Origin of the sequence: Methylobacterium sp. W2, assembly GCF_020662345.1 — a bacterium.
Lineage (GTDB): Bacteria > Pseudomonadota > Alphaproteobacteria > Rhizobiales > Beijerinckiaceae > Methylobacterium.
In genome coordinates, this window is sequence record NZ_VMOA01000014.1 from 10,828 (window position 1) to 32,172 (window position 21,345).

Annotated in this window: 28 protein-coding genes; 5 read left to right on the forward strand and 23 right to left on the reverse strand. The window is 63.6% G+C overall.

The genetic code is table 11. From position 1 onward, the window contains the following. Nucleotides 1-2 precede the first annotated feature (2 nt). The 15 genes from FPV16_RS09790 to FPV16_RS09860 form a co-directional block, all read right to left on the reverse strand. The gene (locus tag FPV16_RS09790) at nucleotides 3-2,144 is read right to left on the reverse strand and encodes a hypothetical protein (RefSeq protein WP_227438017.1); all 2,142 of its coding nucleotides are present in this window, start codon (nucleotides 2,142-2,144) and stop codon (nucleotides 3-5) included. Continuing rightward, the gene (locus FPV16_RS09795) at nucleotides 2,144-2,545 is read right to left on the reverse strand and encodes an HK97-gp10 family putative phage morphogenesis protein (protein ID WP_227438018.1); all 402 of its coding nucleotides are present in this window, start codon (nucleotides 2,543-2,545) and stop codon (nucleotides 2,144-2,146) included. The genes FPV16_RS09790 and FPV16_RS09795 overlap by 1 nt, the downstream gene beginning before the upstream one ends. Next, entirely contained in the window at nucleotides 2,542-2,925 is a 384-nt protein-coding gene (locus tag FPV16_RS09800; protein ID WP_227438019.1) for a GTA-gp10 family protein, read from the reverse strand. The genes FPV16_RS09795 and FPV16_RS09800 overlap by 4 nt, the downstream gene beginning before the upstream one ends. A 129-nt stretch (nucleotides 2,926-3,054) precedes the next feature. Then, nucleotides 3,055-3,519 carry a gene transfer agent family protein gene (locus FPV16_RS09805; RefSeq protein ID WP_227438020.1) on the reverse strand — a complete coding sequence of 155 codons (465 nt, stop codon included), beginning with the start codon at nucleotides 3,517-3,519 and terminating at the stop codon, nucleotides 3,055-3,057. Next, on the reverse strand, nucleotides 3,516-3,953 hold the full coding sequence (locus tag FPV16_RS09810) for a phage tail tube protein (protein ID WP_227438021.1): 438 nt from the start codon (nucleotides 3,951-3,953) through the stop codon (nucleotides 3,516-3,518). The genes FPV16_RS09805 and FPV16_RS09810 overlap by 4 nt, the downstream gene beginning before the upstream one ends. Nucleotides 3,954-3,978: 25 nt before the next feature. Continuing rightward, a complete protein-coding gene (locus tag FPV16_RS09815; RefSeq protein ID WP_227438022.1) occupies nucleotides 3,979-4,383 on the reverse strand; it encodes a DUF3168 domain-containing protein in 405 nt (134 codons plus the stop codon). Beyond that, nucleotides 4,380-4,724, reverse strand: a complete 345-nt coding sequence (locus FPV16_RS09820; protein ID WP_227438023.1) for a phage head closure protein — start codon at nucleotides 4,722-4,724, stop codon at nucleotides 4,380-4,382. Before FPV16_RS09820 ends, FPV16_RS09815 begins: the two co-directional genes overlap by 4 nt. Then, complete coding sequence (locus FPV16_RS09825) at nucleotides 4,724-5,218, reverse strand: head-tail connector protein (RefSeq protein WP_227438024.1); 495 nt, start codon at nucleotides 5,216-5,218, stop codon at nucleotides 4,724-4,726. Before FPV16_RS09825 ends, FPV16_RS09820 begins: the two co-directional genes overlap by 1 nt. Before the next feature lie 2 nt (nucleotides 5,219-5,220). After that, entirely contained in the window at nucleotides 5,221-5,442 is a 222-nt protein-coding gene (locus FPV16_RS09830; protein WP_227438025.1) for a hypothetical protein, read from the reverse strand. Nucleotides 5,443-5,507: 65 nt separating this feature from the next. Next, the gene (locus FPV16_RS09835) at nucleotides 5,508-6,704 is read right to left on the reverse strand and encodes a phage major capsid protein (RefSeq protein ID WP_227438026.1); all 1,197 of its coding nucleotides are present in this window, start codon (nucleotides 6,702-6,704) and stop codon (nucleotides 5,508-5,510) included. A gap of 30 nt (nucleotides 6,705-6,734) precedes the next feature. Further along, entirely contained in the window at nucleotides 6,735-7,403 is a 669-nt protein-coding gene (locus tag FPV16_RS09840; RefSeq protein ID WP_227438027.1) for an HK97 family phage prohead protease, read from the reverse strand. Nucleotides 7,404-7,412: 9 nt separating this feature from the next. Beyond that, entirely contained in the window at nucleotides 7,413-8,681 is a 1,269-nt protein-coding gene (locus FPV16_RS09845) for a phage portal protein (protein ID WP_227438028.1), read from the reverse strand. Then, on the reverse strand, nucleotides 8,678-10,495 hold the full coding sequence (locus tag FPV16_RS09850) for a terminase large subunit (RefSeq protein ID WP_227438029.1): 1,818 nt from the start codon (nucleotides 10,493-10,495) through the stop codon (nucleotides 8,678-8,680). The genes FPV16_RS09845 and FPV16_RS09850 overlap by 4 nt, the downstream gene beginning before the upstream one ends. Beyond that, nucleotides 10,458-10,892, reverse strand: coding sequence for a P27 family phage terminase small subunit (locus FPV16_RS09855; protein WP_227438030.1), 435 nt, complete (start codon nucleotides 10,890-10,892; stop codon nucleotides 10,458-10,460). Before FPV16_RS09855 ends, FPV16_RS09850 begins: the two co-directional genes overlap by 38 nt. Nucleotides 10,893-10,956: 64 nt before the next feature. After that, nucleotides 10,957-11,172 (reverse strand): hypothetical protein, encoded by a 216-nt coding sequence (locus FPV16_RS09860; RefSeq protein WP_227438031.1) that lies wholly within the window; start codon nucleotides 11,170-11,172, stop codon nucleotides 10,957-10,959. A gap of 780 nt (nucleotides 11,173-11,952) precedes the next feature. Here FPV16_RS09860 and FPV16_RS09865 point away from each other — a divergent pair. After that, complete coding sequence (locus FPV16_RS09865; RefSeq protein ID WP_227438032.1) at nucleotides 11,953-12,285, forward strand: hypothetical protein; 333 nt, start codon at nucleotides 11,953-11,955, stop codon at nucleotides 12,283-12,285. A 133-nt stretch (nucleotides 12,286-12,418) separates the two neighbouring features. Here the strand turns inward: FPV16_RS09865 and FPV16_RS09870 are convergent, their stop codons facing one another. The 6 genes from FPV16_RS09870 to FPV16_RS09895 all read right to left on the reverse strand — a co-directional run bounded on the left by FPV16_RS09870 (nucleotide 12,419) and on the right by FPV16_RS09895 (nucleotide 18,909). Beyond that, nucleotides 12,419-13,138 carry a transcription termination/antitermination NusG family protein gene (locus FPV16_RS09870; protein ID WP_413629246.1) on the reverse strand — a complete coding sequence of 240 codons (720 nt, stop codon included), beginning with the start codon at nucleotides 13,136-13,138 and terminating at the stop codon, nucleotides 12,419-12,421. 443 nt (nucleotides 13,139-13,581) lie between these two features. Beyond that, nucleotides 13,582-13,788, reverse strand: a complete 207-nt coding sequence (locus FPV16_RS09875) for a hypothetical protein (RefSeq protein ID WP_227438034.1) — start codon at nucleotides 13,786-13,788, stop codon at nucleotides 13,582-13,584. A gap of 79 nt (nucleotides 13,789-13,867) precedes the next feature. Beyond that, the gene (locus tag FPV16_RS09880) at nucleotides 13,868-14,773 is read right to left on the reverse strand and encodes a DUF3800 domain-containing protein (protein WP_227438035.1); all 906 of its coding nucleotides are present in this window, start codon (nucleotides 14,771-14,773) and stop codon (nucleotides 13,868-13,870) included. 210 nt (nucleotides 14,774-14,983) lie between these two features. Beyond that, nucleotides 14,984-15,142 (reverse strand): hypothetical protein, encoded by a 159-nt coding sequence (locus FPV16_RS09885; RefSeq protein ID WP_227438036.1) that lies wholly within the window; start codon nucleotides 15,140-15,142, stop codon nucleotides 14,984-14,986. A gap of 106 nt (nucleotides 15,143-15,248) precedes the next feature. After that, entirely contained in the window at nucleotides 15,249-18,311 is a 3,063-nt protein-coding gene (locus FPV16_RS09890; protein WP_227438037.1) for a hypothetical protein, read from the reverse strand. Nucleotides 18,312-18,537: 226 nt separating this feature from the next. After that, the gene (locus FPV16_RS09895; RefSeq protein ID WP_227438038.1) at nucleotides 18,538-18,909 is read right to left on the reverse strand and encodes a hypothetical protein; all 372 of its coding nucleotides are present in this window, start codon (nucleotides 18,907-18,909) and stop codon (nucleotides 18,538-18,540) included. 98 nt (nucleotides 18,910-19,007) lie between these two features. Between FPV16_RS09895 and FPV16_RS09900 the strand changes: the two genes are divergently transcribed. Beyond that, nucleotides 19,008-19,202 (forward strand): hypothetical protein, encoded by a 195-nt coding sequence (locus tag FPV16_RS09900; RefSeq protein ID WP_227438039.1) that lies wholly within the window; start codon nucleotides 19,008-19,010, stop codon nucleotides 19,200-19,202. A gap of 5 nt (nucleotides 19,203-19,207) precedes the next feature. On the opposite strand, the gene FPV16_RS09905 is transcribed toward FPV16_RS09900, so the two are convergent. Beyond that, a complete protein-coding gene (locus tag FPV16_RS09905; RefSeq protein WP_227438040.1) occupies nucleotides 19,208-19,450 on the reverse strand; it encodes a hypothetical protein in 243 nt (80 codons plus the stop codon). A 61-nt stretch (nucleotides 19,451-19,511) separates the two neighbouring features. Here FPV16_RS09905 and FPV16_RS09910 point away from each other — a divergent pair, with 61 nt between their 5' ends. Next, complete coding sequence (locus FPV16_RS09910) at nucleotides 19,512-19,697, forward strand: hypothetical protein (protein ID WP_227438041.1); 186 nt, start codon at nucleotides 19,512-19,514, stop codon at nucleotides 19,695-19,697. 8 nt (nucleotides 19,698-19,705) lie between these two features. Here FPV16_RS09910 and FPV16_RS09915 read toward each other — a convergent pair whose 3' ends face one another. Then, nucleotides 19,706-19,954 (reverse strand): transcriptional regulator, encoded by a 249-nt coding sequence (locus tag FPV16_RS09915; protein ID WP_319802231.1) that lies wholly within the window; start codon nucleotides 19,952-19,954, stop codon nucleotides 19,706-19,708. 65 nt (nucleotides 19,955-20,019) lie between these two features. Here FPV16_RS09915 and FPV16_RS09920 point away from each other — a divergent pair, with 65 nt between their 5' ends. Continuing rightward, nucleotides 20,020-20,706 (forward strand): LexA family transcriptional regulator, encoded by a 687-nt coding sequence (locus FPV16_RS09920; RefSeq protein ID WP_227438042.1) that lies wholly within the window; start codon nucleotides 20,020-20,022, stop codon nucleotides 20,704-20,706. Between the two features lie 171 nt (nucleotides 20,707-20,877). Then, nucleotides 20,878-21,339 carry a hypothetical protein gene (locus FPV16_RS09925; RefSeq protein ID WP_227438043.1) on the forward strand — a complete coding sequence of 154 codons (462 nt, stop codon included), beginning with the start codon at nucleotides 20,878-20,880 and terminating at the stop codon, nucleotides 21,337-21,339. Nucleotides 21,340-21,345: the final 6 nt, after the last annotated feature.

The following is a 21,345-nucleotide window of genomic DNA, read 5'->3' on the forward strand; positions in this document are numbered from 1 at the left end:
CGTCAGGCCCCGGCCCGCCGCTGGATGTCCCGCATCTTGGCCGGGAGAGCCCGGTCATGATCTTCGAGGAGCAGGCGGATTTCTTGGATGGAAGCGCCGGGCTGCGTGATGCTGAGCATGGTGCCGCCGATGCTGATGGGACCGGACATCGGAGCCGGCTTCTGAGCGGGCGCCGCCGGCATGACCGGAACGACCTTGAGGACCGCCGGGGAGGCTGGGCTCGGGACCGATCCACCGGCAGCGACGTAGCCGCCGGCCGCGTAGCCCTGCGTCGCACGGCGCATGCGCTCGACGTTCCGGACACCACCGTTCCGACGGATATCGTCCTGGCTGAAAACGATCTCACCCTTGTGGACGATGCCGCCCGGCTCGTGCTTGCCGCCGGGACCGGTGTAGCCGCCGGTATCGAACAGCCATGAGGCATCGGACCCGACGCTCAGATCCGGCCCGCCGCTGCCGAGGCTGGCCCCCCCTCCAAGGAGGCTGCTGAACACGCTGCCGAGGAGCCCGCTGCCGCTCGTGCCGCCGCTTTTACCGAACAGGCTGTCGATCAGGCCCTGCTCGCCCACCTCAATCAGCTTATCAAGGAAACGGCTGGCGGCGTTCGTGAGGAGCTGCATCCCGCTCACGCCAGCGCGGATGTCGGAGACGATGCCGCGCAGGACGGTCCCGCCCATGTCGCGGATTGCCTCATGCCGCTCGCGGACCTCCTCCAGCCGATCACGGTACTCCGCGGTCGCCGCAGAAGTCTCCTTGATCCGAGCGATTTCAGCCGCCGAGAGGGTGAGATTATTCTGCTTGGCCAGCTCCTCGGCCTTGGCGAGGTTGATCGCCGTGAGGCGCTCGGCGTTCGTCTTGCCGAAGGCTTCCATCTCGGCCTTCAGCGCTGCGGTCGTGCGCTCCAGGCTGTTGATGTAGCTCTCGACCTGGTTGAGCGTCTCAGTCGCTGGCGTGGCGGCAGCCTTTGCCGCCTTGGGAGCGCTCAGCGTCCGATTGTTCTCCTCCAGAACAACGCTCAGGGGGCGACGGGGCGGCGCCGGTGCGTCGACGATGGCATTCGGAGGGGCGCCCGGCTGCTCTGGGCCGATGGGCTTGCTGTAGATGGTCCGCGAACCGGCCGCCTGGTCGTTCAAACCCTCCGAGAATATCTGAGCCGTACCCGCGACGATCAGGCCGACCGTCTTGAGGTAGTTCCCGAGCGGCCCCTGCATCTCCTGGATTTTATTGTAGAAGTTGCCGGCGTTGACCGTCGCCCGTGCCACACCCTCGGCGATGCCAAGCCACACCTCTTGCAGCGCTCGGCCTGAGCCTTCGAGCGCCACGGAGACGTGGAGGAATTCGTCGATCGTCTTGTAGGCCTCGTCGAGGCGCGAACGGAATTCTGCTGCCGCATCGACCTCTTGCTGGGTGATGAGGTCGTCGCGCTGGCGGTCGAGGGCAGTCGCGATGGCGTCGATTTGCAGCCGGCCGGAGCGGATACGCTCTGCGGTCTCGGTGCCGAACAGGCGCTCAGCGAGATCGATCGCGGCGAGGCGCTCGCCAATCTGTTCGAGTTCCTGCATCGCCGTAACGGTGGCTCGGATGCGGTCCTCGTTATTGTCGGACTTGCGGTAATCAGCCAGCCCCTTCGACTGGAAGTCTCCCAGATAGCCGCTCTCAAAAACCTCGTTGAGCCGCTTCTTGACCGCGTCGTCCTGATCGAACTTCGGGGTTACAGCCTCGCCGGCCTTCTTCAGCGCAGCCTCAATCTCCGAGACCTGCAGCTTGGCGTCCTTGGCGGCCTCGCTGAAGCGCTGGAAGAACTCGACGCTGATCCCAGACCGCTCGGCATTCGCACCGAGCGCGATGAAGCGCTCCAGCTGCGCGTTAGCCTGGTCGAGCGCGGACGTGACCAAGGCATAGGCGCCGAGGATGCCGGCCGCGGTGGCGGCGAGGCCGATGGCCGCGACCTTGGCGTTGTTGAGCGTCACCGGAAGGTTGCGCAGGGTCGTCAGGCCGGTGAATGCCCGGTCGATGGCCTTGGCCGCCCCCTCGAAATTGGTGGTCATCTCCGATGCGCGCTTGGCCGCGATATCACGAACCCGGCTCATGCCGGACTCGAAGGCCGTGATGTTGGCGCCGATGGGGAAGTTGAGGCCTGCCACTATTCGTCTCCCTCCATCGCGCCCGTCACGGCGTCGGAGCCTGCGCGCTCGAAGTCGCGCTGATGCTGTTCGATCGGGGGGAAGAAGAACGGGTGAGCCGGCTGGTGAACGGTCCCGAACTCGGTCAGGACCGCCTCGTCGTAGGTGGTGCCGTTGGCAGAGGGGCGCTGGGTCTCTGGCGTGCCACCCGCGCTGATGGTCACCTTCAGGTTCTTCTCGTCGCGCTCGACACGGACGCTGTCCCGTAGGGTGCCGCTCCGCTCAGGGGCGCCGGCCCGGATCTCATCAGCAACGGGCTGGGCGACCGCTTCCAGGTGATCTACGACCCGCTTGCGCAGACGCGCCTTGCGGGTCGAAGACAGGATCAGCGTCGAGAGCCCCTCGAAGCCCATGCTGATCATGCGGAGGCGGCCCCGAAGGCGTCCGCCTCCGTCCACCTGGTCAGGGCCGGATCCAGGCCGAACAGGTGCGCCTCCAGAATGCGCGCTGCGAGCGGCGCATAGGTGGCAACGGGCTGAGACGACAGGGCGTCTTCCAGGTCCGGAGCCATAGCCCAGGCACGCCCAAGCGCGCCGACGCACGCGACAGCCAGAACTCGAAGGATCTCGTCCTGCCGCCATTCGCCGATGAGAATGCGCTGGTGAAGGGCGAGCAGCGGGCCGAACCACACGCGATGGATCTCGGCCCAATGTGCGCCGGGCTCCAATCGGAAGGTGTAGGACTTGCCGCGCACGATGGCCTCGACATGCGTCAGGGCGACGGCTTCGGTTGCGTCAGGCATCAAGACCGGTATCCCTCATCAGCATCTCGTCGAATTCGTCCCCGCTCAACGGGGGCGGGCTGTCGTCGCCGCCCTGCGAGCGGTTCCAGCCGGCCACGGCGGCCGACAGCTGCCAGAGGCTGGCCTCGTCTACGTCTCGGCTTGACCAGCCGATGGCGCCGCCGGTGGCATAGAAATCGGAGAAGGCGAGGCGGTCATCGTCGCCTCGGTCGTGGCCTTCTCCGTCGATCCGTTTCCCTCGACGGGATCATCCGGTTCGCCGATCAGCGACGCGATCAGGATAGCCCTTGCGAGGACGAGGCTGCCGCGGATCAACCGAGGCGGGTCGGCATACTGGCGGACGAGGCGAACGGCCTTCGCCGGCTCTACCCCGCCACCGATGAGGCCGAGCCGAATGGTCTCGCGGGCGTCGTCGATCCACCAGGAACCGGCGCCCATGTCTTCGAGGAGCCGACGAGGGCCGACCGGCTTCTCACCCGCCTCGATGCGGGCGACGTTCACGGATTGCTGAAGCATCCGCAGTTCGCCGATGGCGAGCCGAAACCGATACTCGCCATCCGCAAAGGGGAGGGTGACGGAGCCGTCTCCGCTCACGGGGTCACCGGAGCCACACGGGTGACGGGGCCGTCGCTGGACAGGCCGACCTCGACCTTGATGCGGTCCTTCTCCTCGGCGCCGTAGTTGAGCTTCGTCAGCTTGTAATTGCCCTGGTAGGTCCGGGTGCCGTTGATCTCGATCTGGACCGGGCGGCTGTCGCCCTTCTCCAGCCAATCGTCCCACCGATCCGCGCCCGACAAGACGAGCCAGCCATTGCCGCTGACATCGGACTGCAGGGTGGAGACCTCTCGCTCCAGCCAGGCCGGCGCGTCGAGGTCGTCGCAGTCGTAGACCGCGAAATCCTTGGACTCGGCCGAGCGGTTGAAGCTCTTCGAGTTGATGCCGCATTGAGGCGCGAACACCGTCGGAGCGGCGGCGGTGCTCAGTTTGATGAGCAGCTTGGACGAAGCAAGGGTCTGCGGGCGGGCCATGTCAGGTCTCCAGGTAGATGTGGGGTCAGGTCGGTTCAGTCAGAGCCCGGAAACCGATCACGGCGTGGCGGGTGTTGCCGTCCGGATCTCGAAGGAAGCGCGAGCCCGTCCATGAAAGGTCGACGAGCCGGATGGTCTCGATGGTCACTTCCACGCCGTCGAGCGCCGCGCTGACCGCCGCAGCAAGTCGTTTTACCTCGGGGTAGCCGACGGCCCGCGACCATGCGTGGAGGGTCAGGATGACGTCCGCCCCATCGTAGCAATCGGCCCAGGCCGGCAGGGTCTGGTCCTCGCCGACGGTGACGTAGGGGAAGGCAGCCTGGGGCGGCACCTGGTCGTAAACGCGTCCGGAGATGAGCGCCGTCACCGCAGGGTCGGCCTTAAGGGCGGCGACGATGGCGCCTTGTAGGTCGAGGCTCGGATCGCTCATGGCGCCTCGCCTGCCACGCAGACCATCGTCCACCACTGGCGCTTGCGATCCATGTCGGCCGCAGCCTGGATCGAGTAGATCGCGTTCGTGCGGAGATCGACGACCTCCCATTCCGGGGTCACCGCCGATGTCTCGCTGTCGAACCGGACGATGATCGTGACCGGCTGCTGGCCCTGCAGGCGCGCGGCGAGGACCGCCTCGCTGCCCGGTTTCATGATGAACTGAGCGCGCCGCTCAAACTTCGCCTCGAAGTCGCCGGGGATGGTGTTGCCGTAGGCATCTTCGGTGCCCCCGCGCTTGCCCAGGCTGATGCGCTCGACCAGATCGCCGCTGCCGGGCATCAGACGCTCATCACGCGGAAGGGCGAGAGAAGGGCATCGACGCCAAGCGGAAGCTGTTCGGGCTTCGCCGCTGACGTGCTGACTGCTTCGCGGTTGCCGTACAGATGGCCGACCATAAGCAGGATCGCGTGACGGATAGGCGCCGGGCCGAGCCACCTCTTTTCGTCGCCATTGCCCGCGAAATCGTGCCCAGCCTTGAACCGGACGACGGTGGTTTCTCCATCGTCCGAGGCGGTCACACTGACGATCTCGACCAGCGGCGGGAATGGCAATTGGCGATCCCTGGACCAGAGACGGGCAGGAACCACCATCTCAAGCGTCTGCAGGCCGAGCGCGCGACCCAGCCAGCCGTCCGGCGCATCGAGCCAGCCTGTCGCCACGGCGACAAGGTCGGCGATGTAATCGTCATCATCACCATGCTCGACACGCAGATGCTTCTTCGCCTGCGCCAGAGAGACAATTGGGTCGGACGGAGTGACGACGACAGCGCGCATGGTCAGGCCTTATCGGCCGCCTTCGTTGCCAGTGCTGGCGCAGCCTTATTGGCAGCCAGCGGCGCAGCCTTGTTGAGGACCGGCGGCGCAGCTTTGGCGCTGGCGCCCGCAGCGGCGCGGACAGCGCGCATTCCCTCCAGTCGCTCGAAGTCGAGCTTATCGAACTCGCGCTCGCTGCCCACCGGGTCGCCATCGAGGGGCTTGAGCAGAATTGCTTTGATCATAGTCCGTCTCCTTTCAGCTCATGGAGCGGGCGGCCGAAGCCGCCCGCCTGCATTAGCCGACCGGGTTACGCGACGCGGCCGAGGTCGCCGTAGACGATGGCCTGCGGGCGATAGATGGCGAGCGCCAGGCGCTCCTCCGCGCGGATGGTGACCTTGTTGCGGGTGAAGTTGTCCCCGTCCTCAGTCGAGACATCGACCGTCGCGTCCTGACGGTCGAAGATCTGGGCCGCGAGATTGAAGGCGCCGACGAGCGCCTTGTCGACGCCCATCGCCTGCGTGGCGACCACCGGCAGACCCCAAAGGGTCGGCGAGATGGTGCCCTGCGGATTGCCGATGATGTAGCGGCCCTGCGTGTCCTTCCCCATCTCGATCGCTGCCCAGTCGATCGGGTTGAGCACGATCCCGTTCGGCGGGAACTCAGCGAGAGCAGACTGCAGGATCATCAGGCGGATGATGTCCACCTGAGTGGTCGCCACGAGGCTGCCAGGCGCCGCGTAGGCGGTGGCGGCGGTCACAAGGCCGGTCAGGTTCTGGCCGACGCCAGATCCGTTAAGAAGCTGGTTCTCCTCGGTGAGGCCCAGACCGAACCGGAGGCGCTGGTCGATGATCGACCGCATCGCCGGGGCGTCCGCCAGGATCTGGACCGACGCCCTGATCCAGTGCGCGATGGTGCGCACGGTCGCCGTCTTGTCCTCGAACTGCAGCTCGGACTGCGGCTTGGCGGCACCTTCAGCAACCGGCGCGGCGGCGTTCGTGAACAGCTTCTCCTGCTCGTACTCGATCGCATTGCTGGCGGTCTGGCCCGGCAGAAGAAGCGAACGGACGGTCAGGCGGCGCTGCGGCAGCTCCACCTGAAGGCCGCGCCGATCCGAGTTGACCAGGGCGCCTGCCGAGCCGGCAGCGTCGGTGGTCAGCGACGTGATGTCCTTGACCTCGACGATGGCGCGACCGCGCGGGCGGGTCTGGCCGGCGAAGCTCTTGAATGCCTCGTCCTCGACGAAGCGCTCGCCTGCGGTGAGGTGGCGGTCGCCCTGCTCGCCACGACGGGCCATCTTCTGGTCCATCTCGTCGAGACGGGCCTTGGCCTCGTTCATGCCGGCGATGGCCTGATCTGCCAGATCCTTGGTGGTGCCGGACGCGGTGACGCCCTTCTCAGCCTCGGCGAGCGCCTTCTCGGCAATCTCCTTGACCTTGTCGTGCTTCGTCTCGAAGTCGCGCTTAACCTCCGCAGCCAGATCGGCCGCGCTCTTATGTTCCGACATGGGAACCTCCAATTTGTTGCTGTGAGCCTCTCAGGCCCGGAGTGCGCGCAGGAATGCGAGCGCTTCGTCAGCCGCGTCGGCAGGTTCCCCCTGCCCCTTCAGATGGAGGCGCGCGGCGCGCTCCGCCTGCGAGTTCGAGAAGCCCAGCCCCTTGAGCCAGACCTCGAACTCTCGCTCTGTCAGCCGGTCCCCGGCCTTCAGCTTCTCGTTAAGGTCGTGCGCGGCCTTGGCGGCCTTCACGCTCTGCACGACCGCATTGTCGTTCGCGCCGACCGACACGATGCTGACCTCGACGAGGTCCAGCTTTTCGAGGGTCCAGACCCCGGTATCGGTGTTGACGCTGTAGGATTTGATCCGGTAGCCGATGGACAGGCCGTCAATGTCGCCGGCCTTGAGCAGCGCATGGGCTTCCCGCCCGCGCTGCACCTCCATGTTGAGCTTGCCCCGCATGAGCAGCCCGCGCTCATCCTCGACGGCGTCCAGCCATTTGCCGATCGGCTCGTCCGCGTTGTGCTGCCAGAACAGCTTAGGCATCGTGCCCTTGGCCCGGTGCGCGGCGAGGCTGTCAGCGTAGGCGCCCGCGGCAATCACATCGCCATAGGCGTCCGGATCCCCACCGAACGTGGAGCCGTAGCCCTCGAACTCGCCGCTCTCTTTGAGCGCCTTGATCTCAAGAACCGGGGCGGTGCGCTTGTTCATCGGGAATTCCTAAGCGGTCGGCTCGGCGGGAGGCTTGATGATGCTGGCGAGCGGCACGTCCTGCATCTGCACCGTCACGACATCACCGCCCTCGACCGGCGGCAGGTTCTCAAGCGCGCGGCACTCGTTGCGCGTCGCGATGCCCATACGGATTGCCTTCTCATAGGCTTCGTACCGGCTGGTGGTGTCCGCCCGGAGCAGCCCCTCGAAGTTGAACTCTATCGTCAGGCCCTGGTCGCGGCGCTCGGCCAAAGGGACGAGCTGCTTCAGCAACGCCTGCTCAATCCGCTTCAGGCGCTTGCGGAGGGTGAACTTCTGAAAGCCGAGGACATCGGTCTCTTTGCCGGTACCCCAATTCGATGCCTTGTCTCCGAAGCCCACCATCGCAGGCGGAACGCCGAAGAGCCGGCACACCTGCTCGCCGCTATACTTGCGGCTCTCAAGCATCTGGGCATCGACAGGGTTGATCGACAGCGGAACCCATTTAAGCCCACCATCGAGCAACATGGGGACGCCTTGCCTGACGCTACCCATGTACTTTTCGCGGAGCTTTTGCTCCAATTCGTCGCGCTGTTCTTTGTTGAGGCGCACCGTATCCGGGGTCGACAGGACGCCGCTGGCGTTGATCCCGTTCTCGAACATCGCGCCGGCCGCAATCTCCGCAGCCAGTGCATCGCGAAAGACATCGCGGCAGACCGCCAGGGTAGAAGCGCCCGAGAGAGCATCGCCCATTGAGCCGCGGATATGCAGAACGTCCTTGCTCGTCTTCACGACGCGCCGACCGTTCTCCGTCCAGGCGTACTCGATATCGCCGTCGTCTCGGCGGCGCGCGGTCACCAGATCCGGGCGGATCGGGTTCATCGCATTAATGACGCCGCCCGAACGACGCTCGATGACCGCATAGGCATTGCCCTGCAGCTCGATACTGGCCGCCATGAACTCCCAAAAATCGACGGCCGTGAGGTCATAGTTCGGGCTGTCGTGGAGGACGAAATACAGCGGATGGTCGCGCGCCACGGTGCGAACCCCGCGCGCATCCGTGCGGTAGACCATGAGCGGCAGAGACGCGATTGTGCCAGCGATGAGCTGAACGCAGGCCCAGGTCGCGGAGAGGCCCACCGCCGCGTTGCCATTGGCGACACGGGCATCGCGATAGTCCGCGACAGTGACTTGGTTGGTCCGGAAATTATCACCGTTCTCGGTCGAGGCCTGCCCCGACTTCCACGGCTCAATGTCCTTCCCTCCGTCGGCGACGAAAAGGCGGCGTAGCCATTTCATGCGTAGCTCGCGATCCAGGCGTCTGGGTCGAAGGGAGCCGCCTCTTCGTTCATGGTGGCTGCTCCCACGCCCATGGCGATTGTGACGATGCCGTCTATCCGGCCTCGCGACCGCTTCTTGTCGAAAGCTCGATTGCCCTGGCCGTCCGGCGACATCTGCGCATTGGCAGCGCAGGCGTAGGTAACGGGCGAGTCTTCGATCGTGATGCGCTTGGTGAGGATGCGATCCTCCAGGCGCTCGATCGACCGCGGCATGACAAGCTGCCGGTCCTCGTAGACGACCTTGTTGCCCTGGCCGTGGGCGACGAGCTTGAGCCCCTCGCCTTCGGGCTCGTCGGCCCCCTTCCAGCGCCACACCGCGAGACCAATGTCCTCGCAGGCCGCGATGAAGTCCGCCATGCCGGCCGGGTCGAACGCTAGGAACTCGACCTCGTGCTCGGCCACGAGTTTTGCGACCTCGGCGGCGACGAAGCTCTTATCGATCACGGATCCGGGGACAGCTTCGATCTGCCCGGCCTGGGCCCATTCGTCATAGGGGGCTTGGTCGCGGCGAGACCGATCGACGATCCCGTCCTTCACCGTCCAGTACCAAGTCTTGACGTAGAGGTGCCCGTCCTCGCCGATCCACACCGCCGAGAGGGCGGTAAGATCGTTCTTCTTCGACAGGTCGAGGGAGAGCCAGCAAGGCCGACCCTTCATCTCATCGACGTTGACCTCGCCCTGGACGGAGGCCCATGCCTCCTCGGCAATCCAGAAATCCGTCGCGCCGACCGGGATGCCAAAATACAGCCGCTTCACCGAAAGGGCGGTGGAAAGCATCTGCTTGGCGGTGTTGACCTCGCCCCTGATATTTTCGAGCGGGAACGTGATGCCGAGCGCCGGCAGGGCCTTGCCCCAGCACGCCTCGTTATCGAAGACTGTTTCTCGATCTGCCTTGTCGACGCGGGCCACGAAGGCAAACGCCTCGTCGTCCCTGATCTCGCCCTTGGCGACCTTCTGATAGAACTCGCTGTAGTCGGTGCCGACCAGTTGGGACGTGGCCGGTGTGTTCGTGCCGAGGAGCATCAGCGCATCGCCGGGCATCTTGGCGATGGCGCGCTTCCAGGTCTCAATCGCCGTGCTGGCCCTGAACTCGTGGATCTCGTCCGCAAGGACGGCGGTCGGGCGCGGCCCCGAGACCGCCTCGCCATTCGCCAGGGTGCGGAACTTGGACCCGGTTTCGATGTGCTCAATTTTCCAGGCGTTGTCGCCCTCGCCGCGGATGACGACCTCGCCTCGCTGCTCCAGCGTGTCGCTGTCGTCCTCGGCGCCGGGGATCGGGGCCCGGCACATCGCGACCGCGTCGCCGAACAGGACGTTCGCCGTCGCCTTGTCCTGGCCGATGGCATAGACCTCGGAGCGAGGCACGCCGTACCAGCCCATGAGGTAGAGCCCGACCGCCGCCATCAGCGGTGACTTCGCCTGGCCCTTCCCTGTCTCTAGCCAGCCGTTGCGGAACCGCATCCGGCCGCTCGCCGTCCGCCACCCGAACAGGGAGCCGATGACGAACGAGTGCCAGGGCAACGGGTGGAATGGCTGGCCCGCCTTCGACCCGGCCGTGATCGTGAGGACCGCCGGCAGGAATGCCAGGGCGCGCGCCGCGCGATCCTGATCCCAATGAAGGCCGCGCGCCGCGCCGTCGCGGAGATCCTTTAGGTGTCGCTCGGCAGCGTGGCGGACGAGTTCGCCAGCAAGGATGTGGCCGGCGACGACATCGCTGGCCCATGTGGTGCTCGGGTCAGCCGGCAACCGGCTTGAGGAAGGCGTCCGCCGCACGTGCCACCTTCGTTTTCTTCTCGATCTTCATCGCCTTGGATCGGCGGACGGGGGCGAGACCGAGCTCGGCTTCGAGCGTGCGCACGGCCTCGTCGGCCTGCTTCATCACGGTCCACACCGGGTTGATCTGCGCGACGCCTGTCCGCTTGGCTTTGACGATCGAACCCTGCTCGGCAAGTTGGCGCGCGGAGCGTTCGTACTGAACGCGGAACTCGACCAGCCGCTTGATGGCGTGGCCGTTCGCGATGGAGAGGATGCCCCGGCCGGACATCTCGTTGATGACGGCGGTCCATTCCTCATGCGCGAACGCGAGGTCGATCTCATCGACGAAGGTCTGAGACCAGTCGGGAGTAGGCGGCACGCCTTCGCCGCCGGGGATCGCTTTCAGGGTCATCATGTGTTGCCGCTGGAAGTAGCCCTGAGGGCTAGCAAGTTAGCTCTGAGAGCTAATTTCGTGGCGCCTACCCCATGCGGTGGTCGGCATCCTTGAGCGCAGCGCGAATGCGCGCGATGTCATCTGCCGTCAGGACAGATGGGCACTGGATGAACACCGGAGCGATGCAGCGCCGAATTTCGGCGGCTGCGGCCCGCATGAGCCCGGCGGCCGAGTGGTTGTTCTCGTCGGCCAGGGTCTCGGCCTCGCGGTCGAGAAGCGTCAGCAGATCGTTGCGCTGCATGGTCAGTCCCCGCCGCCGCACGAGCCACTATCACTCGACGAGGACGAGCCGCTGTCTGTCGAGCAGGGAGACGTGTCTGCAGCGTGCGGAGAGTAGCCGCCGGCACCGGAGACGCCGAGCGGCCAGGGATACCTACCGCCAGCGCCGCTCGTGTCGTTGTCATAGGACACACGGCGGGCGCGATCCTCTGCCTCGCGTCGCCGCTTCTGCTCATCCTCACGTCGCCGGTTGAACCTGCCGAACATGGAGCGCCTCGCGGTGATCGTGGTGCGGATCTCGATTTGAGGGCCGAAACCCCCATTCGGAAAATTCTGTTCAGTGCGAAGGGAGGGAAGCGGCTGGTCGGGAAAGAAATGGTCCCAGACTTTCGAGGCCCCCACCCCCTACCTGCGGTTCCAAGGATGCGCCGGGTCTTTCGGTCTCCCATCCACCGTCACACCGATGCGGTGGCCTCTCGCCTCCTCGGATCGGATCGCGCCGTCATGGCAAGGAGCACAGACGCTCTCTAGCTCGCCTTCCCAGAACAGGGCCTCGTTGCCCTTGTGCGGGATGACGTGGTTCGCGACGCTCGCAGGGACAGGCCGATGGTCGGTCGAGCAGCGATTGCACAACGGATGAGCCGCGATCTGGGCTAGTGCCTTCTCCCTCCAGCGTTGGGTCCGATACCATAAGCGCCAGGGCTGGCTCCCTCTCGCCTTGTCGTGGCTGCGGTCTCGGCTCCACTTGGTGGTGCGCCTGGTCATCGGTTAGGTGGTCCGTTCACTCGGGGATCGGGCACCCATGAAATCGAAGCTGGTTGTTACCCTCTGCCTCGTCGCGCTGGCGGGATGCACGGAGAGGGCATCAATGAACATGATGCTCTCTCATGGTGAGCTACGCGTCGACAAGACGACCGCAGCTACGTTCGACTACACGGTGACAGTCCGGAATGTCTGGCAGCCCGGCTATGACGCCGAGATTAGGGAAGACCGGGAGCGCCTAGCCCTCAACGCGATGAAGGGCGAGTGCCCCGGCGCAAAGATCGTGGGCGAGGACTTCATCAAGATCGGTGAGCAGCCAAAGGACCGTCGGTTGGGCGAGTTCAAGATCAAGGTGTTCTGCCCACCTGCCTAAGACCATACCCTTAGAGGGCACGGCTTGCAGGACCAGCCCACAAAGTGGAGAGGCGGTCTAACCCGTCTCCGTCGCGGCCTAACGTCGATCCTCGCCTGAGGAGAGTACGGCGGCAACTGTCTAGTTGCTTGTTCTACCTTAACGGCTGAATTTGCGCAATGTTCAATTCGACCGGCGATGCCTTCCCGAACATGGTGACGGATACGATCACTCTGACGTCGCTGTCGTTGGACAGGATGTGATCCACCGTCGCCGGGAACGATGCATAAGGGCCATCGATCACCATCACACTTTGCCCCACCTTCACCCCAACGGGCTCGACGATCTCGCCCTTGGCGATCCGGTCCACGAACCGCTGCAGCCCCTCGGCATCGAGGCGGGCGGGCTTGAGCACCATTCCCGCGATGTTGCCCTCCAGCGACTTGTCCTCGACCGGGTAGCAGACGATTTCGGCAACGCCCGGCTGATCCTTTGCGGCGGCAAGGTGGGGCTCATCTTTCACGCCGATGAACACCGTCCGGATCAGCATGGGCGTGCGACGAACAACGCGCCGGCCGCGCCGCACGACGACCTCCGAAGCACGGGGCTGATAGGTCACCACCTCGGCCGCCTGTAGCGCCTCCAGCGCCCGGTCGCCCATGCGAGGCGTGGTCTTGGCGATGAACCATTGCAGCGTCGGATCGATCGTAGGTGAGGCCACGCCGCAGATCGGAACCGCCGCGCTACGCGCGTTCGGCTGCGCCCCCAGGCTGGGACCGCTACCGGCAGATGCCCGGCGCTCGGATCGGCGCCGCTCTCGAAGCTGGCGACGCTGCCTCACGCGTTGACCCTTGCCCTTCGATCGATTGCTCATGCACCCCAATCCTCGGCTAGCCAGGGGCGGAGAGGCCTCTGGCGCTCAAAAGTAGGGGTTTAGGGGTTCCAAGGGGTTTGTTTCAGCCGGTATCCAAAAACTGTCAGAAGTAGGTTTGACAGTTTCCACGCGTCGGATAAAACAAACCCCTATAAACCCCTAAACCCCTATGTTTCGTGGCTAGAACGGTCAATGTATCCCAAGATAGGATCTTACTGCACTGATCTAGTGCGTTTTCTATAGCCCTACCTTGGCCAGCGCAGAATGCAGCGCAGCTTGTTTGGCCTTCAGAGCTTGATCTGAGCGCGAGCGTCGACGTCCAGCTTTTGCCAGACCGTCAGGACCATCGGTTCGGGACATCGGCGGCTCCTGGCAGAGTCGCCGCGGTAACGGTCGGGTATACGCGGGATGGATTATGAAGCGGTGCGAGCCTGAGGTAAGGCCTAGAAAGGCGCCTCCTTGAGATCGTACCAAACGAACGAGATGACCGCAGGATCGGTATTTCCGCCATCACTGGTGGAAGACGCTACCAGCTCGGTTTTGACTACACGATAATCTTCGAATTCAGGTTCGTTCAGCCAGCGGTCAATAACGTCTTCCAGCTGCCGGATGCCCTCGTAACCATGACCCTGAAAAATCTTGACACGCATTCCCACCACCTACGTTTCCATCCAACTCGATCCGGGGCGGATCAAAACGCCCTCACGGTCCAAATCTAGCTAGAGGTGCCTAACAAGGCTCCTCCCGGCGCCTGCGATGCCGGCGCGCGGTCATGGATTGGCTATCCAAATTCGCAGGCTGCACGATGATCGTCTGCGTCTCTACGACCGTTTCGATCCGCTCCGTAACGACGATTGCCCTGGACATCGCGCTTGGCCTCACCACGAACTTTCGGTGAATGTCGCTGCGTTTCTCAACGGTGCTAAAGGCAGATGCACGCCGCAGTCGATCTCCGTAGTATCGCTCATAATCCGCATATTCAGCGAAGCCTTCCGGATCCAACTGCCAAGCCCAAACTCGGCCGACGAGCGTGGCAATCCAATCTGCAGCCTGCATGCATTGATCGAGATGACTTTCCACCTCGAAAGGCGGGCTGACGAGGTTTCGGCACGGCGAGGATCCGAACATCGTCTTCTGCGCGCACTCCAATAGATCCAGCTTGGCGGAGCACTGATCCATAACGAGAGCGAAGCGCGAATTGGCATGTGTCGCGGCGCGATCAAGCCGCCGTATCGCGTGGGAAAGTACCGTTGTCTGCAACCCGACAGGGTTTCGCGCCTCATCACCACGCGCCTTCTCGCGGCCATGGTAAAACACAAACCCTCGGCGCTTCTGGACCTCACCAAGCAGTCTGAACCCCATCTCTCGAACGGCACGGTACCGTTGGATCGAATTTTTGGTGAAGAGGTTCGTACCCTTCTTTTCCCAGCGATGAATTGGCTTCTGCGCCTTGAGCGCGTCGCCAGCTAGATTGTGCTCTTTTAACTGCAGGAAGAACGACGAAAACCCCCGCACTTCCTCGGCAGGAAGCACGAAGCCAGCGAACCCATAAACGGGGCTGGTATTGTGTCGGGGATCTAAGCGGCTGACATAAGGACCGGAGTGACCGAAATCGTCGACATAAACGAAGAGCATTACATGATGCTCGTTCAGTCGCGGTCCAGAAGCAAGGCGAAATGCCCGCTATAAACGCGGAAGCCCGCACCTGATGGTACGGGCCCCGGAATGAGCGCGGCGCCTAAGCTCCGCCTCTCAACGGATCAGATGGCATTGCTATCGACCCGTGTCAATTCAATCTGTATCCGGTTACGAAGTTCCTAACGCCGCAACCGGCGTGAGCACTATTCACACGAGTGAGTACCAAACCGTCTGAGTTCCACCGCCATCCGGCACCACCTTATCGACCCTCAAATGCTCCGCCTCCGCCAGGGCCTTCATGATATCGATGAGGTCCCGGTTCTTGATCCGGTGGTTCAGACGGCGGAGGAGGTCGCGGTGCTTCATCCGGCCTCCGGCCTCGCGCACGGCCGTGACCGCAGCTCCCGGAAAGGCCTACTCAAGCGCTATGAAGCCACTGTCGTCGTTCACAATGCACTAGGACTATCGCTCATCAGAACATTGGGTCCAATAGGGCCCGCGGCGCGTCCGCCCCTCGCAGCCAGAAGCGGTTGCCGTTGCTGCCGTCGGCCTTCATCTCGATGAAGGAATTGTCGACGACCCGCCCGCTGATCCGAGAAAGCCACTTGCCGAGGCGCCGGCTGTTCACCGCCCCGCCTTCGCCGGCTTGGCGTAGGAGCAGATCGCGGAATTCCGGTGCGATGAAGTCCTGCGTCCCGTAGTCGAACTGGACGCCGTTCCCCTTTTCGCATGCCGTGCGGATGATGACGTTGGTGGTGAAGCCCCGCGAGCCAGTGAGGTGCGCCTGCCAGTGACCGAACAACTCACGTATCGCCGAGAGCTCCGGATCCTCTTCTCTGGCCGCTTCCATGCTCCGAACCGGATCGGCATGTCCAAGCCAGATCAGGGGCGCGCGAACGGTCTCCGACCATTCCTCATAGGAGCCGATGGGGCCGCAGACCTTTGACGAACCACACGACCGGTAGGCGCGGACGATGGTGATGATCGCCGCCACATATCGTCCGCGGTCCTCCATAACCCTGGCGACGGGATCGAAGGAGAAGTCCCGAAGCTCGGGCCGCTCGACCTTGGCGTCCAGCGTGCAAAGGATGGCACGCCGGGTCATGTCGCCGACGAGGGTGAGGTTGTTGCCCGTAGCGAATACGGCCGAGCGGCATTCGAGCTCGGGCGCTTCGGACTTGCCTAGAATGCGAACGCGGACGAGCGGCCGCTCCGTCATCTGGCACAGCATGTCCCCGCCGAGCTCGCCGTTGACGTTGTCGATGGAGACCACGGGCACCGCGTCGCGGAGCAGGGCGCCTAGACGCTTCTCGGTCTCCTCCTCGGTCTTGCCGGCCGCGATGACGGGGCAGCGCCGGCCCGTGGCTATGGTCGAGGCGAGGTCGACCAGGAAGCTCTTGCCGGTGCCAGGGCTGTGCGCTCGGATCGCGCAGAGAGGAGCCGTCGGAATGACGCCTCGCACGGCAGCGGTGAGGATGCCAGCCAGCGCGACCGACCGGTCGACTTCGTCGACGAAGGGAAAGCCGATGAGAAGCTGCTCGAGATCCGCCAGGGCGTGCTCGGCATCGTCTCGGGTCGGATGCTCCGGCAGGTCGGGCATGCTGAAATCAGGATCGAGCGCTAGGAACAAGCGAGTCGCCGGATCGTAGCCGGGGGTCGAAAGCAGTGAGCCGTCCGGCCGCAGCATCGGGGTCGTGATGACACCCGCCACGCCCGGCACGTGCCATTGGCCTTCGCGAGCCAGCAGTGTCGCGGTCAGCTCGATCGGCGGGTTGGTGTTGACCCAATCCTCCGAGCGCTGATCGAACTTCCGGAACTGCATGATGCGAGCGGCCATGTCGGCGAGCGACACTGTCGTCAGTGGGCACATACGGGCCACCGTCGTCATCCGGCCCTTTGCTGCGGGTACGGAGTCGATGACGGGACGGGAAAGGCTGCCTGCACGAGAAAAAATTTCGGCGCCAGCGCGAAGGAGGATCCGCTCCATCCGGTCGGTCGCCTCGGGCACCTTACCGGCGATCACTCGTACGATGGGGCGCGGATCATCCTTATCGGGATCCTGCGGATCGTGGTGGCCGTCACCCGTAAAGCGATCGGCCTGATCCTGGTCCGGACTTTCGGCGTCAGGCTGCTCGCCCGTCTCCGGATGGGCCTTGTCCTTCTTCCGCTCCTCACGGTTCTTTAGCGGGGCGCCCGAGCGGGCTTTGCGCTCGCGCTTTCCGCTCTTCCAGCCGATGCTTTCGGGGTCGACGCCGGTCCGCTCGCAGAGCCAGATGGCTGCCTCTGAGGCCGAGCCAGCCATGTCGTAGTCGATCACGACCTGAATGGGCGTGAGCTTGCCATCGCGAGGGTCGCCCATGTCATGGACGCCGAAGTCGACGATACCGGACGGGTGGAGGGACAGATCCTCCTCGAGATCGCGACCGAGGTCACGGGACGTGACGCGATAGCCGCCTTCCGTTGCCGACTTAGCCCTTGGGAAGACAAGCGGCACCCATGCCGACAGGTTTGCCAGCGCGCGAGTATTCACTTCGCGCCAAAACTTCTTGCCGTTGTCCTTGTCGCCAACTGACTGCCCCATCCTGCCGGCTTGGCGGATAGAGGCGGAAGCACGTTCGCTGATGCTCGGACCAGCATCGGTATCCTCGCCTTCTTTTCGGGGCGCTGCAGCATCGCGTTCGGCCTGCTTCTCAGCGGCCTTCTCGGCTTTCTTGCGGTCCAGCTCGCGGATGCGTTCCCCAGCTGCGCGGATGGCGGCTTTGAACTGGTCCGCTCGTTCCTGCAGGTAGGCGAGCAGGCGAGGGGCCTCGCGGATCTCCGTCGGCGTGCCGGGCACATGCCGGCCGGTCACGGTGAGGTATCGGTCTTCGTTGTAGATCTCGACCTGAGCCGCATCGATCTTGCGAACGTCGACCTTGCCCTTCACAAAGAACCGCAGGCCCATTCCTGACGGCGACACCTCCGTATAGGTCTCGGCAAAGTCGACGGCGACCTGCGCCCACGCCTGCAGCTTGCCGGTCTCCGGATCGCGGCATTTGTCGAGGTCGATCCCGCTCTCTTTGCCGTCTTTCGACAGCATGAACCCGACACCGGCCAGCTTGTCGCGCTGCGTCCTCCGAACGGCCAGATCGTATGACCCCCACGTCCGCGGGTCGTTCGCCTTACCGCTGAAGCCGTTGTTCGGGTTGATGGGCGGCTTGTCCCATTTCTGCTTGTCGTCCTTCCAGGTGTAATCCCACGACACCCAGCAGCTCTGCTCCTGCAGAACACGGATAGCGGGAATGTCCGGAAGACCCGCAAACGGCGGGGTGAAGGGCTTGGGCGGGCGTTCGAGGTTAGTCGTGCTCACATAGCCCCCGCTTGTTTTAGAGCGCCTACGAGGCGGGCAGTGAGGTCGCGTGTATTCTGGCCCTCCACCTCCCGATAGATTTGGGCAGCCATCTCTTCGGCGACGTCGGTGTCGCAGAGCTCCGGCGCCTGGACGTACACGCGGACGCGCGCGCCGGGCGCTACTTGCCGGATTACCGTGAACCATCGGAAGCCTGGAAACGGCGCGTCCAGGGCGTGGTCGATCCGATCAGCCTGCGCCAGCTCAGCCCTTGAGGTGTGCCGGATGCGATGCGACCGGGCGGGATGCCGCTCAAAGAAACGGCGGTCGGCCTCGGTCACGGCCTCGAAGTCGTCGGGGACGACGGGCAGCCGCGAGGCTTCGCGCTTTTGCGGGTGACGCTTCGGTCGACGGTTATCGCTCTTCGTCTTCCTCATTGGCGGGCCCCGCGACCCATGGCGCGATCTTCAGTGCCAGCGAGGCGGACAACTCCATGATCCACTGCGCGAGCTTGGTTCGCGTCCGAAAGGCGAAGGGCCGCTTCGCAGGCCTCGATCCTGGCGAGGAGTAGTTTGTAGGCACTGCGACCATCCTTCTCGGCTCTTGTGTTGGCCGCATCCCTGAGTGTGTCCATGAGGTCGGCATCGATCCGACGGACCTCGCCGTACCACAGCCTTTTTGCCAAGCCGCAATCGATCCCAGCCGCGCGAGCCGCGCGCTGGATCGCAGCCTTCACGCTTTCACCAGGCCGCCCGGATCCGGCCAGCGCCTGGACCAGCTCGGATGCTTCGACAACCGCGCTCATGCGATCGCGCCTTTCTGAATTCTCAGATGATCTTTCCGACACCTCGGAACTCCTTCGTGGTCGATTGGCCCTCGACCACGGCGACAGGAGACGGACGGATGCGGATCAGAAACGAAGGTCTCGGCGAGGTGGGAACGGCAATGCGCAATGTCTTGGCGGGCAGTGGCGCGCGGCCGATCAATGAAGTGACGAAGTCGAAGGGGCAGGGCTACGGCTGCCAAAACAGCAAGGGATACGGCTCTCGCGGGGCGATGGCCGGCGGCAAGAGGAGCACGGTCGTAATGAGGCGCTGACGAGGTCATGCCCGATCGGCCTCCGCGGCAACGGAGGCCTTCGCCTGCTTCGGCTTATTGCAGGGCATCAGGTCGGCCATTCCGACCTTGCCGGACGTGATCTCGAAGAGCCGGGCGGCAACCCGGATCGAAGGGCCACGCTGACGGTAGCGCAACTTGTTCACGCCATCGGCGGAGATGCCGCCGATCTTCTCAGCCAACTCCCGATTAGTGAGACGTACCGTGCGCATCCAGGCACTAAGCAGCATGACGAGCCTCCCCCCTGCGATAGGGGCGAAAGCCTTGCGCGACCCTGCCGGCGACCGTTCGATGTTGGCCGACGCTATCGCCGTCCTCGTCGTGGATCTGATGTCCGTGCTCTCCGATGGGCCGGGCAATGACCGGCTTGAGCAACTGGCGAACCGCCTCGACGACCGAGGCCGGACACCGAACGGCACCGGTGCGGCCGCGCTCCTCGGCGACGTGAGCAAGTCGCTCATGCGGATGGGGTTGTGAAGGAGACATCAGAGGCTCACCCCTGCCATCCCAGACTTGGCTCCTTTGGCAATCGGATACAGGTCCGGCCGCAGGTCGCTCCGAGAAATGCCTGTTATGCGCTCGACTTCCAGCACCCGAAGAGGCGGGATTTTCCGCCACTGGTGAACCGCCTGAGGCGTGACGCCCATTTTGCGCGCCAGCAAAGCTGCAGAGCCAGCTGCCTTGAAGACAGGGCAAAGGGGATGATCAGCGGAAGCCATGCCACCTTCAAGCATGCCTTTCAAAGAACGTCAATGCCGCCTTGATGGACGGCGATCAAGCGCCGCTTTAGAAATACCCCATGATTGGATCTCGCTTCCGAATAGCCCGTCTTCAGAAGGGCCTCACCCTGCGCGAAATTGGAACCACCATGGGGGTAACCCCCCAGGCGGTTGGGCAATGGGAGAAATCAAACCCTCAATTCACGCTAGCTAAAACGAATATTATAGCAAACTTGCTGGAAGTAGATTTCAGTTGGCTTGAAGGCGATATTGGAACAGATGATGAAATAATCTTCATGAACAAGCAGGATAGCTTGGCTATCGCTGTCCCATTTGTGAATAAGCTTGAAGCTCTATCGTTCTCAATATTTTCAATCGCCAGAGGTGAGCCGGAAGATTTCAAGAAAGGGATGATTGTTCCTACCGGAAGGCTAATCGGTAGGGGCTTTGCATTCGAAATGGATGACGACAGTATGTTTCCAATGATACAAAAGGAAGATATCTTAATATTTGACCCCGCTATTAATCCGCAAAACGACGATATAGTGTTTGCAATTACATATGAACACGGTGGTATGATAAATCCGATAATCCGGCTCTATAGCCAGATAGGGGAAGATGCTCACGGAAACCTAAAAATACGCCTCGAGGCAATCAATGAGTCTGTGCCAAGCGTAACTTTAAATGATGGTGCGATAGGGCAAACATTTGCGGTGCTGGTGGAGCTTCGGATGATCCGGCCGAAGGGCGCGCGGATGAGAGCTTGAAAAATATCAAGGCAGCCTTGTTGACTTAGAATTCAAGGCAGCCTTTAATATCCATCGCCTCAAGCGGTGGAAACGAACCATGCTCTCGAACGCATACCCCTTCCTCCCGATCTGCGCCTTCGCCCTGCTCTGGGCGATCGGCAACGTCCTGACCACCGGCGAGGCCTGACCATGGCCCGCCGCAAAACCATCGCCGACGCCGAGGCCGCTGAAGCCGCCTGGTTCCTGGCCGGCGCCACCGAGATCGGCCCGCTAGATCTGGTCGAGGCGGCCATTGCCGCCCACCAAGCTGCGCAAGCCGAACTAATCGCATTGGTCCAAAACACAGTCCCGGCGAAGCGCATGTCGGGGCTCAGGGTTCAGGCCGAGCAACTTTACCAAGCGAGGCTGAGCTTCGGCGTCGACACAGCGGCCTTCGTCCAAACCCCAATTGAGACGATGGAGCAGCTCGTTACATTCGCTAGGTACGTTGCTGGCCTTGAGCGCGACGTTCAATCTTGGTCATGCCCCTACGAGATCGGGGTCAGACATCTCGGCGCAGCGATGGACAACGTCGCCGCCGCGCTGGAGCGCTTGAGCGTAACCGCCCCCGCCATCACCACCGCCCGCGCGCCCTTGGCGCTCGCAGCCTGAGATCAC